Source organism: Lactobacillus selangorensis, from assembly GCF_001437205.1.
GTDB lineage: Bacteria > Bacillota > Bacilli > Lactobacillales > Lactobacillaceae > Paralactobacillus > Paralactobacillus selangorensis.
On record NZ_JQAZ01000006.1, the window covers coordinates 48,018 to 60,744 of the forward strand.

Genomic DNA, 12,727 nt, shown 5'->3' on the forward strand with positions numbered 1-12,727 from the left:
TTTTTGTCAGCGCCGTTTGTATGTTTAATCTGTCTTTTCAACGATTGGGGTCCGATTTCGTTTGACGGTCATGTCTAATTGGCTAATGGCGTCTAAATCGGCTTGAATAGCTGTTTTAATTGGCTTTTTTGCGGCGGACCGGTCGGCCATGAAGTCGGCGATTGCTGCGGCATAGTTCCGTTTGTGTTTAGAATTCAATTCATGCCAGTTGACGTCTTCAAAAAAGGCAACGATCTGGTCATCGAAGGGAATTTTATGCTGTAATAACCAAACGGCAATGATCGGATATCCAGGGTAGCCTTGCCAATAAGTGGCAGCATCATTCGATGTGTAGGTCGAACCTTGCCATTGAACGAGATACTGCCGTTTTTCATTGGATGACAAAACGTGAGCTTCATTTTCAGATTGGATTTCGACGTGGCCATCTGCAATGGCACTATAGGCTTCATAAATTTTGATTTGCGGTGGTAATTTTTTCAGCATCTTATTTCACTCCAAACTGTTTGAGGTGTTCCTTGAGGTAATGACCAGTGATACTGTTTGGATCAGCGGCGACCTCCTTCGGCGTTCCGGTAGCAACGATCTGGCCGCCATGGATGCCGCCTTTAGGACCCATATCGACAATATAATCGGCATTGGACAGCACATCGAGGTCATGTTCGATCGCAATAATAGTGGCACCGGATTGAATCAGCTGATCGAAGACTTTGACCAGCACTTGAATGTCGAGCGGATGGAGGCCGACAGAGGGTTCATCGAAGACGAAGAGCGTGTCTTTTTGCGAATGGCCCATGCTGGAGATCAGCTTCAGACGCTGCGCTTCACCGCCGGATAACATCGGCGTACTTTCACCGAGAATCAGGTAACCGAGTCCCATATCTTCGAGATAGCCCAGAATGCGTTCGATGGACGGTACTTTTTTGAAGACCGGCAGGGCGGCTTCGACGGACAAATCCAAAGCATCGGCGATACTCATTCCGTGCCATTTCACTTCAAGGGTATCTTGAGCATAGCGTTTGCCGTGACAAGTGGGGCAGACTTCGACCATGTCCGGCAGGTACTGGATGTCAAGCGAGATTGTGCCGGTCCCATGACAGGTCGGGCAGGCGCCGTCTTTGACGTTGTACGAAAAACGGCTGGCCGTCCAATGCCGTTTCTTGGCTTCGGGCGTGCGGGCATACAGTTTCCGCAGCGAATCGAGAATGCCGGAGTAAGTGGCAACGGTTGAACGGCTGTTTTTACCGATCGGCACCGAATTGACGGTGACGACATTTTTAATCGGGCCGGTTTTGAGGTTGGTCACAAATTTAGGTCCCGGCCGATGCTGGCCTTTGGCTTGAATGGCTGGAATCAGGCCATCGAGAATCAGCGTCGATTTACCAGCGCCGGAAAAACCGCTGACCACATTGAAGCGGCCAATCGGAAATTGGGCCGTCAGATCTTTGATATTGAAACGATCAGTGATGTGCAGCGCCAGTGTGCCCTCTTTAAAGAGTTCCTTTTCAGGCATAACCGCACGTGTCCGTAGTTGGGCTTTCCCAGTCAGGAAGGGACCAATCAATGATTTGGGACTGGCTTCGATTTCGGGAACGGTTCCTTGGTCGACGATGGTGCCACCTTCTGCGCCGGCACCAGGGCCGATTTCAATTACATAATCGGCAGCAGCAATCAAACTTTCATCATGGTCGACGACAACTAATGAATTGCCTTGCGAGACGAGTGACCGCAATACTTTGATTAACCCATCGACATTGGCAGGATGGAGCCCGACAGACGGTTCATCGAGAACGTACAGCACCCCAGTGGTCTGGCTGCGCAAGGTCCGTCCTAACTGGATTCGCTGCAGTTCGCCAGTCGATAAAGTATTGCCGGCTCGTGATAGGGTCAGATAGTCGAGCCCTAAATCAATCATCGGCTGCAGGCTGTCGGTCAATTCGCCAAGCAGATTATCCGCCAACGACTGCATATTTGCCGGCAGCCATGCTTTGACTTTGGGAATGAAGTCAGCTAATTCGGTCAAGGTCATATCGCTGATCTGAGCAATATTTTTGTCAACTAATAATTGTGTCATCAGTTCTGGTTTGAAACGACTGCCATGGCAGGTCGGGCAGACATCAAAGGAATAAAATCGATTGAGCTGCTTGATGGTCCGTTCATTGGTGGTCGACTTCATACTGTCTTCGACGGCGTTAAAGGCATTTTCGTAAACGGCATGATCCATGTGAAAGACACGGCCGGTTTTGGATGGAATATCCGTTTCGTATTCGTTGCGGGGACCATGCAGAACAAAATCCTGGTCCTTTTTGCTTAAATCTTGGAACGGTGTATCGATATCAATTCCGGCCGCCTGGGCAATATTGATTACAAAGGTGCGGCCTGGCAGATGCCATGATGCAACGGCGCCCTCACGGAGCGTTTTGGTTGGATCGGGAATTAAAAGATCGGCCTTGATTTGGCGGACGGTCCCAGTCCCATCGCAGGTCGGGCAGGCTCCCTCAGCGTTGAAGGCAAAATCCTCCGCCGAAAAAGCTTCGAAGACGACCCCGCAGACGGGACAAGTAATTTTGCCCATTTGTTCGCCAGTGAGATCCATCGCATGCGAAATGGCAATCGTCGGCGGAATCTGATGGCCATTGGGACATCTAGGCGAACCGAGCCGTGAGAAGATCAGACGGAGCACATTGAGACTTTCTGTCATCGTGCCAACGGTTGAACGAATGCTGGGCACAGTTGGTCGCTGCCGCAGCGCTAAGGCTGAGGGCAAGTAACGGACACTATCGACGTCAGCCTTTTCGACTTGGCTGATTCGGCGCCGGGTGTAAGTCGACAAGGCGTTCAAATAACGGCGCGCCCCTTCGGCATAGAGAACGCCCATAGCTAAGGACGATTTGCCGGAACCCGACAAACCGGTGAGCACGACAAAAGCATTTAAAGGAATATTGACATTTAAGTTTTTCAGATTATGAACGTGGGCACCACGAACTTCAATCACAGTGGGAATCGTTTCTCGATGTTGAATCGGCATGAATGAAAGACTCCTTTCCCCTCTATTCTAACGTACTTGATTTGAAATGACATTTTGAGGTATAAAAAAGCCCATCGTGATTAGCGATAGGCTCTAATCACAATGAGCTCGATTTTTACCAGCCATTAACGGTGGTTCCGACTCCGTAACTCGCGATAATATTTTTATAATCTTCCAAATCATCAGCTGTCAGCTGTTTTACATCTTTTAGGGCATATTCTCGATGCAGATTCTGATATTTTTTTAGACCGAATTGATGGAAGGGCAGTAATTCGACTTTATCGATGCCCATTTGGGTAAATAGTTGCCCAAAATGATCGGCATCTTCCAAAGTGTAATTGAAACCGGGAATAACTGGGATTCGGACTAGCATGTCTTTCTTAGCTGCGACAGCCGTTGCTAGATTCTGCAAAATTAATTCGTTGCGGCCACCAGTACCAAGCTGGTGGCGTTGACTATCCCATTGTTTGCAGTCATAATACATAAAGTCCATTTGGTCCATAAATGCTTTAAAAATTTTCGGACGCGCAAAGCCGGTTGTTTCGCAAGCAACTGAAATGCCTTCTGCATGAATAGCTTTAGCGAGTTCAATTGCAAAAGGGGCTTGGAAAAGAACTTCACCGCCTGAGAAGGTCACTCCCCCACCTGATTCTTCATAGAAATCTTTATCTTGCAGAATCACTTTCATGACTTCCGGAATGGTTTTATATTCGCCAACGGTAATATTCTTTTGGGTGGATTCATCAAACATTTCTTCTTGACGTCCCGATTGAGATTCAGGATTAGAACACCATTTGCATCGTAATGGGCAGCCTTTGAAGAAAACGACGGTACGAATGCCTGGACCATCATTTAAACTAAATTTTTGAATATTAAAAATCAAAGCTTTGGGTGCAGTCTTTTTTTCGGGTTTCGTTTTTAGGGACATATGCATACAGCCCACCTCCGTCTCTTTATTTTATTTAAGTATATAATCTTACGAACGCAATTTAAATATCTTTCTTTCAAAAATATTTAAATTGCACAAATGTGTTAAAATACATTTATTGAAGAAAAAGTGAAGGTCAAGCAAATGTCAAAACGAAGCGAACAAATTCTAGAAATTGTTAATCAGCATAAAAAAATTGAAGTCAATGAACTAGCTAACCAATTAAAAGTCTCAAAAGTCACGATTCGCAAGGACCTGACGGAATTAGAAAACAAGGGTTTATTGCGGCGTCAGCATGGTTATGCCATCATCAATAGTCCTGATAATCTTAATTTTCGTTTAGCACAAAACTACGAAACAAAACTGCGAATCGCCCAAGCAGCGGCAGAACAAGTTGCCGAGAACGCCACAATCATGATCGAATCGGGATCGACATGTGTTTTATTGGCGGATCAATTAGGGCAGCAAGGCAAGCACGTTACGATCATTACCAATTCCTACTTTATTGCGCATTATGTCGAGAAATATCCAGCAATCACGATTATTTTGCTGGGCGGCAAATATCAGCCTGAATCTGAGGTCGTAGTGGGTCCCTTGACAAAAATGACGCTGGCCAATTTTCATGTTGGCCAATTATTTATCGGGACAGATGGGTATGACGCCCAAACCGGCTTTTATTCGAATGACCTAATGCGGGTTGAAATTGTTCAGGCCATGGCAGCACAGGCCTCGTCGGTAACTGTGCTGACAGATTCTTCTAAATTTACTGCTCCGAATACAGTGAAACAATTGAGCCCTGATCAGGTTACACAAGTCATTACGGATAAAGGGCTGCAAAAGGATCAGGCCGCTTCATTACGAAAGCAGCATATCAAGCTCGTATTAGTTTAATTGCTTTAAGGAAAAAGTTCGCCTAAATCTTAGTACAGGTTTAGGCGAACTTTTTTGGTGATTTGGATTCGATTGTATTTCTTAATGCGGTGTGTTACATTAGTTTCGAACGAAAGAAAAATGATTACGTTAGAACGGAGGACATTTGTCATGGATGCTGTAAAAACACAAACCGCACAAAGAAAAATTACGAAGGCAGAAGATCATTTTGGTAAATTAACACCTCGGATGTCACGACTACGTGATTCGATTATTGATGCCAAACCATATGTCGATGCCGAACGAGCTATTTTGACTACCGAAGCCTATCAGGCACATCAAAATGAACAAGTAGATGTTTTGCGTGCCGATATGCTGGCTCATATTTTGAAGCACATGACCATTTTCATCGAACCGGATACATTGATTGCCGGCAATCAGGCCCGTCAAAATAAATGGGCACCTGTTTATCCTGAATATTCGATGAACTGGGTCATTGATGAATTGGATACATTTGAAAAACGACCTGGCGATGTTTTCTATATTACGGAAGAAACAAAACAACAATTACGAGACATTGCACCATTTTGGAAAAATAATACATTGGAAGATCGTGGCTATGCGGCATTTCCGCCAAAGAGCAAACTTTTCTATGATCTCGGCGTGATCGGGGCCGATGGGAATATCACTTCTGGGGATGGACATATTGCTGTTAATTATGAAACAGTCATCAATAAAGGATTAGTCTGGTACGAAAAACGTGTTCAGACGGCGATGGATGCACTTGATTTGACGGATTATAATGAACAAAAGAAATTGTACTTCTATCAAGCTAGTTTGACCGTTATTGCAGCTGTTAAGAACTTTGCCCATCGTTATGCCGAGTTGGCACGGAAAGAGGCGCAAACTGCAACGCCAGAACGTGCAACTGACTTCATTAAAATGGCTGATATCTTGGATAAGGTTCCTTATCAGCCAGCTTCGACGATGCGAGAGGCTGTTCAAGCTATTTGGATGATCCATTTAGTTCTGCAGATTGAGTCAAACGGCCATTCCGTTTCATATGGTCGTTTGGATCAATATCTGAATCCGTTTTATCAGCGTGATTTAGAGGCAGGTCTGATCGATCGTGACGGGGCCACTGAATTGATCACAAATTTGTGTTTGAAGACTTTGACGATCAATAAATTGCGCTCATGGCAGCATACCGAATTTTCAGCCGGCAGTCCATTGTATCAGAACATTACCATTGGCGGACAGACACCAGATGGCCAAGATGCTGTCAACGATCTTTCTTATGTGATTTTAAGAGCGATTGCGCAAGCACATCTGCCACAACCAAATCTAACAGTTCGATACCACCAAGGTTTAAGTCAAAACTTTATGCGGGAATGTATTGCGGTCATCAAAGAAGGACTTGGAATGCCAGCCTTCAATAATGATGAAATTATCATTCCATCCTTTATTGCCAGAGGCGTCAAAAAAGAAGATGCCTACAATTACAGTGCAATCGGCTGTGTTGAAACAGCCGTACCAGGCAAATGGGGTTATCGTTGTACTGGCATGAGTTTTATCAATTATCCACGCACACTGCTGATTATTATGAATGGCGGTATTGATCCCGAATCTGGGAAACGTTTGTTGCCCGACTATGGTAAATTTACGGACATGACTAATTACAAACAGCTTTTTGATGCTTGGGATAAAGGTTTACGTGAGATGACTCGTCAGAGTGTCATTATTGAAAATACTTGTGATATGGTTTTGGAACAAGGCTATCCGGATATTCTGTGCTCAACATTAACAGATGATTGCATTGGTCGTGGCAAGACAATCAAAGAGGGCGGTGCTGTTTATGACTTTATCAGTGGTCTTCAAGTCGGAATTGCTAATTTGGCTGATTCACTCGCTGCAATCAAGAAATTAGTTTTTGAGGAGCACAAGCTGACGACAGAACAGCTTTGGCATGCATTACAGACAGATTTTGTCGGTGAAGAGGGCGAACGGATTCGTCAGATGCTGCTGACCGATGCACCTAAATACGGTAATGACGATGATTATGTCGATGATTTGATTCATGATGCCTATGAACCTTATGTTGATGAAATTTCTAAGTATAAGAATACGCGATATGGTCGTGGCCCAATCGGTGGGTTACGTTACGCTGGGACGTCATCAATTTCGGCTAATGTTGGACAAGGACATAGTACCTTAGCAACACCTGATGGCCGTCATGCACGGACACCTTTGGCTGAAGGCTGTTCGCCAGAACATGCAATGGATGTTGAAGGTCCAACGGCGGTCTTCAAATCTGTTTCTAAGTTGCCAACGAAAGATATTACTGGCGGTGTCCTCTTGAACCAGAAAATGTCGCCGCAGATTTTACGGACGCCTGAAAGCTGCGATAAGCTGATTGCTTTATTACGCACTTTCTTCAATCGGCTGCACGGTTATCATGTCCAGTACAATATTGTTGATCGGAATACATTGATTGCTGCACAAAAAGATCCGGCTAGTTATCGTGATTTGATTGTTCGTGTTGCTGGTTATTCAGCCTTCTTCGTCGGGTTATCGAAGGAAACACAGGATGATATCATTGCCCGGACGGAACAATCTCTTTAAAAATAATTTAAATTAGCCAACGAAAAAATGACCGTTTCGATATCGAATTTGATGTCGAAACGGTCATTTTGTTTTGGCAGCAAAAAGCTTCCATTTATTTTTTTATTCACTTTTGAAGCAAAAAAATACCGTCAGGGAGGACGGTATTTTATGGGAGTAATTGTTTTTATTTAACGATACTTGTCATTGTGGCGCCCTTGCCATAGACGCCTTCGAAATCATTGGTAAAGTCCTGAACAGCAGCGCTGATGGCTGGAACACCTAAAGCAGTTGCCATGATATCAGCACCCATTGTCACAGCTTGAGCACCGTTTTCAAGAGCACTGTTGACTTGCTGAACAGTATGGAAACTGGCAGCTAAGATCTTGCTGGAATAATGATTCCGTTCAATTTCTTGTGCCAAGTTGAAAATAACTTCATCGGCATTGATGTTCATGTTGACCATCCGGTTGTAGTAAGGAGCTAAGTAATCAGCACCAGCAGCCATGGCTAAGTAACCTTGGAACTTAGTGTAGATGGCAGTTGCAGTAATGTGAATGCCTTCCTGTTTTAATTCCTTAATTGCAGCTAAACCAGCCTCGTTGGTGGGAATCTTGATATAAACGTTTTTATCGATTTGATTTAGGATCGTGTGTGCATCGGTGATCATTTCGTCAGTTGTTTGACCGACAACTTGAACGTGCATTTTTGCATCTGGTCCGATGATTTGACGAATTTCATTTAAATGCTTAAAAAGATCAGCTGGTGCTTCTTTTTTAACGATCGTTGGGTTGGAAGTGATCCCACTTAAAGGAATGATTGCCTGATATTTTTTGATTTGGTCAATGTTGATTGTGTCTAATAGGAATTCCATGTCTTTCACCTCATATGTTTATTTGATGGTTAAAGCATACCATCGGGATAAGAAACTTTGAACATTTCTCAAATTCAAAGTTTTTTGAGGTATAGTCCAAATACTGTTAGGCCGGCAATCGCTTTCAAATGGTTATTTGCCATTTGCACATATGTGCAGTCTTTTAGGCAAGGATGCGTTGAGCTGTTTCTTCATCGGTGATCAACGAATTTAAAGTGCCCATTTTCAACAGTGCCTTGATTGCCGGGACTTTCGTGACGGAGCGCGCGACCCCAACACGAATGTCGGCTTTTTGCAGCTGATCAAGCGGAATGGCAATCGTCCGGTCAAGCAAATCGCCACTCAGAATTTTGCCGTAACGATCAAAGAAAGTGCAGCAACAATCACCGATCGCTTCACGCTGACGTAGCATCTCTTCGTCTTCGACACTTAATAAATCGCGCCAGTGACTGGTTTGGGTTGAAAGCGGGCCGCCAATGCCGACCATGGCAATGTTCAAATGATCCCAGTCGTAGCGGATTTCTTGGAAATAATGCGAATTCATAATGCCATCGCGCACATATTTTGATTCTTGGACGGCAGCGGCATCGACAAAAAGGCTCTTGCCGCCAAATTGCCGTGCCATATCGTAGACGATGCCATTGACATGATATTGCGAATTGCTCGGACTAGGACCACCAACAAGCGGCACAAAAGTCGCATCGGTCTTAGTTGGGTTGTGCAATTGCCAAACGATCCCAGCGAGGACAGAACCCCAAGAAAAGCCAACAATGTCATGTGGCTTAATGATTTGCTTTAAGTGTAAGGCTGCTGCTTGCGACAAGCGTTGATTTTTTTGCTGATGTGAATCATGGGCTTGGCTTGCAATAACAACGACACTTTGTAGGTGGTATTTATTTTTGATTTGGAATTCCAAGTTAAACAAACCAGTATCCATGCCTTGAATGTGGATCTCGACGATATGCTGATCACGAGCCTGTTTCAACATACGACTGATTGTGGTGCGATAGATGCCTAATTCCTTGGCGATCTGTGCCTGAGTATAATCTTGTTCATAATACAGATAAGCGACTTTAGCGAGTAAATGATTTCGTTCTTGTTTCATCATTACATCTCCTAATTGGTACTGATCACATGTGTTTCCTTTTGAATATCCGTTAGGGCAGGATCGTCGCTTGGCAAATCGGTGATCACATAGTCGACTTGATCCCAGCCAGCAACTTTGACTAACGAGGATTGCTTGAACTTGGTGGCATCGACTAAAGCGATGCAGACATTGCTATTGGCGATCATTTTACGTTTCATTTCGGCATCGGCAAAATTCGAGGAACAAATCCCATCGCGGCCTAAAACGCCGCTTGAACCGACGAAACTAAAGTCGAAGTAAGTATCCGTGTACAGGTTGTATGTCTGATCGCCCTGAAAAGACATGTCGTTAATGCTGTATTTACCGCCTGTACTGAAAATTTCTTCATGACTGTTTTGCAGGGCAATCAGTGATAACAGTGAACTGGTGATGATCGTATCGCGGTCGCGTTTAGCGATCAGTGCCGCTAAACTAGCAACGGTACTGCCTTGATCGAGTGCCATGGTGATTCGTTTGGCAGGCAGAAAGTCAAAGGCTTTATCGGCAATTTTGTTTTTCGCAAAAGTATTGATCGTAGTGCGCTGATTGACGGGTGCAAGTGGTGGCGCATCAACGATCGTGGCTTTTCCAAATTGTTTATGGACTAAACCTTGGTCGCTCAATATGGTGAGATCTTTACGGATCGTTTCGTCTGAGACCTTGAACCGACTGACTAATTCGCTGATTTTAACGGTTTTATCTTTCTTAAGCAGGGCGAGAATCTGATTCCGTCGGGCTTGAATTTCATTTGCATTCATGTGGACACCTCAACTTCTTTTAATTAGTCAAAGTATAATCCAAAAATTCAAAACAATAAACCCAAAAAGTTGGCACATCTGTGCTATTTCAATGCAAAAACTTTGAAGTCAACATTTTGCATTGATTTAGTTGAATTGGTATTGCATAATGACAATGAAAACTGAAAGGGGATCAATCTCATGACAACCGAAACCTTAACCAAAGTAGAACGTCCTGCATTTGAAACAGTGCGCCCGGTATCTAGAATTGAAGAAATGAAACATAACTTATTTAAACAAAAACGGCAGATCTCACTTGAAAGAGCTAAATTATATACCGAAAGTTACCAGCAGACAGTTGGCGAACCAACGATTCTTCGGCGTGCGAAAGCAACGGCGCACATTTTGGATCATGTCCAAATCAGCATTCGGCCAGGTGAACTGATCGTTGGGAACCGGACAGTACGGCCGCGTAGTGGTATTTTATCACCTGAAATGGATCCATATTGGATCATGAAAGAAATCGATACGATCGGGACACGTCCACAGGATCAATTCGATTTCACAAAAGAAGATCGTGATTACTACACAGCTAACTTACTTCCATATTGGACCGGCAAGTCGATGAAGGACTTTATCAATGCGAAGATCACACCTGATGTGAAGGCGGCCGAAGATGATTTGGTCATTAAGTTAAACCAGACCGATAAGGGTCAAGGCCACATCATCATGGATTTCCCATTGATTCTCAATAATGGGATCGGTAAATATCTTGAAATCATTGATCAAAAACGGGCTGCCGATCCTGACAATGATTTCTATCAAGCCTGCGAGATCATTTTCAAAGGCATGCAGCGCCATTTTCAGCGTTATGCCGATTTAGCACGTGACATGGCAGCCGACCCAGCAACACCTGATTATCGCCGGGTTGAATTAACTGAAATGGCCGCAATGTGCGAACGGCTTGAAACAGACAAGCCGTATAGCTTTTATGAAGCACTGCAATTATTATGGATGACGAGCATTGTGGCGCAGTATGAATCAAATGCTTCTTCATTATCATTGGGCCGCATGGATCAATATATGTATCCGTTCTATAAAAATTCCAAAGCGGATGGTGTCCCGGCTAAATTCTTGCGCGAAGTCCTCGGCGACTTTTATCTGAAGACATATGATGTCGTTTTACTACGGAGTGCTGAAAGTGCAAAGTGCTTTGCCGGCTTCCCAACTGGCTATACGGTTGCTTTAGGGGGTCTCGATAAGTATGGCCAGTATTCGGTCAATGAACTTTCTTACAAGATGCTCGATCTGTATCAAGATATTCAATTGCCGCAGCCGAACTTATCGGTACGGATCAATGAACAGATTCCACGTCGTTTCTTAAATAAGACCTGCGAAACGATTCGTTTAGGGACTGGGATCCCAATGATTTTCAACGATGAGGTTTGTGTCCCTGGTTTCTTAAGCAAGGGTGTTTCGCTGGATGATGCGCGTGATTATGGGGTCGTCGGCTGTGTCGAAACGACAATTCCGGGCAAAACTTATGGGTTGCATGATATTGCCTTATTCAACTTAATGCGGGTCATGGAAATCAGTATGTATGAACTGCGCGACGACAAAAACTTAACTTATGCTAAATTACGGCAAAGAATCTCCGATAACATTGATAAATACGTTAAAATAGTCACTAAAGGTTCAGATATCGTTGATCTGGGCCATCGTGAATTTGCCCCCATTCCATTCTTATCATCACTGATCTCAGATTGCTTGGATAACGGGAAAGATGTTACTTCAGGCGGTGCACGTTATAACTTCTCTGGTGTTCAGGGAATCGGCGAACCCAACTTGGCTGACTCATTGTACGTCATTAAAAAAGCGGTCTTTGAAAACAAAGAATTGTCCTTTGCGAAGTTGATCGATTTAATGGAAAGCAATTATGCAGGTGATGATGGTGAAAAGCTGCGTCAGCACTTTATCAATGATTTCCACAAATATGGCAACGATGATCCTGAAGTCGATATGGAATGTGCCAAGTTCTTCAGACATTTTGCGCTTGAATTAGGCAAGTACAAGAATATTCGTGGCGGTGAATTCAACGCTGGTGCCTACACCGTTTCTGCCCATATTCCATTGGGTGAAGATGTCGGCGCAACCCCAGATGGACGCAAGGCTCATGAACAGTTGGCCGATGGTGGCTTATCACCAATGGTCGGCCGTGATCATCTTGGCCCGACAGCTGTTTTGAAGTCGGTCAGCAAGATTGATAACACTTTGGCGGTTAATGGCAGTTTGCTCAACTTGAAGTTTGCACCGAACACATTGAAAGGCGATGCCGGGATTCGTAAGTTTGCGGATTTCCTGATGGCCTTTACCCAACTGAAGATCCGTCATGTTCAGTTCAACATTCAGTCACGTGAAACATTGCTGGATGCACAGAAACATCCTGAAAATTACGGCAGTCTGGTGGTTCGTGTGGCTGGATACAGTGCCTTCTTCGTTGATCTGAACAAGCAAATTCAGGATGATATTATTCGGCGGACGGAACATAATCTGTAAGAGGTGGCTG

General features: G+C 44.3%; 9 protein-coding genes. 3 read left to right on the forward strand and 6 right to left on the reverse strand.

What is annotated here, in order from left to right:
- Positions 1-24: 24 nt before the first annotated feature.
- From IV40_RS08175 to IV40_RS08185, 3 genes are all read right to left on the reverse strand, one after another.
- Positions 25-483, reverse strand: a complete 459-nt coding sequence (locus IV40_RS08175; RefSeq protein ID WP_057770467.1) for a hypothetical protein — start codon at positions 481-483, stop codon at positions 25-27.
- Position 484: 1 nt separating this feature from the next.
- Positions 485-3,025, reverse strand: coding sequence for an excinuclease ABC subunit UvrA (locus IV40_RS08180; RefSeq protein WP_057770469.1), 2,541 nt, complete (start codon positions 3,023-3,025; stop codon positions 485-487).
- Positions 3,026-3,140: 115 nt separating this feature from the next.
- Positions 3,141-3,959, reverse strand: coding sequence for a glycyl-radical enzyme activating protein (locus IV40_RS08185; protein ID WP_057770472.1), 819 nt, complete (start codon positions 3,957-3,959; stop codon positions 3,141-3,143).
- A gap of 138 nt (positions 3,960-4,097) precedes the next feature.
- Here IV40_RS08185 and IV40_RS08190 point away from each other — a divergent pair, with 138 nt between their 5' ends.
- Both IV40_RS08190 and IV40_RS08195 read left to right on the forward strand, forming a co-directional pair.
- Positions 4,098-4,844: a DeoR/GlpR family DNA-binding transcription regulator gene (locus IV40_RS08190; RefSeq protein ID WP_057770474.1), complete on the forward strand. Its 747-nt coding sequence runs from the start codon at positions 4,098-4,100 to the stop codon at positions 4,842-4,844.
- Between the two features lie 150 nt (positions 4,845-4,994).
- Positions 4,995-7,445, forward strand: coding sequence for a glycyl radical protein (locus IV40_RS08195; RefSeq protein ID WP_057770477.1), 2,451 nt, complete (start codon positions 4,995-4,997; stop codon positions 7,443-7,445).
- A 166-nt stretch (positions 7,446-7,611) separates the two neighbouring features.
- Here IV40_RS08195 and IV40_RS08200 read toward each other — a convergent pair whose 3' ends face one another.
- The 3 genes from IV40_RS08200 to IV40_RS08210 all read right to left on the reverse strand — a co-directional run bounded on the left by IV40_RS08200 (position 7,612) and on the right by IV40_RS08210 (position 10,182).
- Entirely contained in the window at positions 7,612-8,298 is a 687-nt protein-coding gene (locus tag IV40_RS08200; protein WP_057770480.1) for a fructose-6-phosphate aldolase, read from the reverse strand.
- 163 nt (positions 8,299-8,461) lie between these two features.
- Positions 8,462-9,403 carry a sugar-binding transcriptional regulator gene (locus IV40_RS08205; RefSeq protein WP_057770483.1) on the reverse strand — a complete coding sequence of 314 codons (942 nt, stop codon included), beginning with the start codon at positions 9,401-9,403 and terminating at the stop codon, positions 8,462-8,464.
- Between the two features lie 11 nt (positions 9,404-9,414).
- On the reverse strand, positions 9,415-10,182 hold the full coding sequence (locus IV40_RS08210; protein WP_057770486.1) for a DeoR/GlpR family DNA-binding transcription regulator: 768 nt from the start codon (positions 10,180-10,182) through the stop codon (positions 9,415-9,417).
- Positions 10,183-10,362: 180 nt separating this feature from the next.
- On the opposite strand from IV40_RS08210, the gene IV40_RS08215 reads away from it, so the two are divergent.
- The gene (locus IV40_RS08215; RefSeq protein WP_057770489.1) at positions 10,363-12,717 is read left to right on the forward strand and encodes a formate C-acetyltransferase; all 2,355 of its coding nucleotides are present in this window, start codon (positions 10,363-10,365) and stop codon (positions 12,715-12,717) included.
- The last annotated feature ends 10 nt before the right edge of the window (positions 12,718-12,727 follow it).

Bases quoted from the DNA above. Each gene is read 5' to 3' on its own strand.
- IV40_RS08215 (WP_057770489.1), top strand. From the start codon at position 10,363: ATGACAACCGAAACCTTAACCAAAGTAGAACGTCCTGCATTTGAAACA.
- IV40_RS08200 (WP_057770480.1), bottom strand. From the start codon at position 8,298: ATGGAATTCCTATTAGACACAATCAACATTGACCAAATCAAAAAATAT.
- IV40_RS08205 (WP_057770483.1), bottom strand. From the start codon at position 9,403: ATGAAACAAGAACGAAATCATTTACTCGCTAAAGTCGCTTATCTGTAT.
- IV40_RS08190 (WP_057770474.1), top strand. From the start codon at position 4,098: ATGTCAAAACGAAGCGAACAAATTCTAGAAATTGTTAATCAGCATAAA.
- IV40_RS08185 (WP_057770472.1), bottom strand. From the start codon at position 3,959: ATGCATATGTCCCTAAAAACGAAACCCGAAAAAAAGACTGCACCCAAA.
- IV40_RS08180 (WP_057770469.1), bottom strand. From the start codon at position 3,025: ATGCCGATTCAACATCGAGAAACGATTCCCACTGTGATTGAAGTTCGT.
- IV40_RS08195 (WP_057770477.1), top strand. From the start codon at position 4,995: ATGGATGCTGTAAAAACACAAACCGCACAAAGAAAAATTACGAAGGCA.
- IV40_RS08210 (WP_057770486.1), bottom strand. From the start codon at position 10,182: ATGAATGCAAATGAAATTCAAGCCCGACGGAATCAGATTCTCGCCCTG.
- IV40_RS08175 (WP_057770467.1), bottom strand. From the start codon at position 483: ATGCTGAAAAAATTACCACCGCAAATCAAAATTTATGAAGCCTATAGT.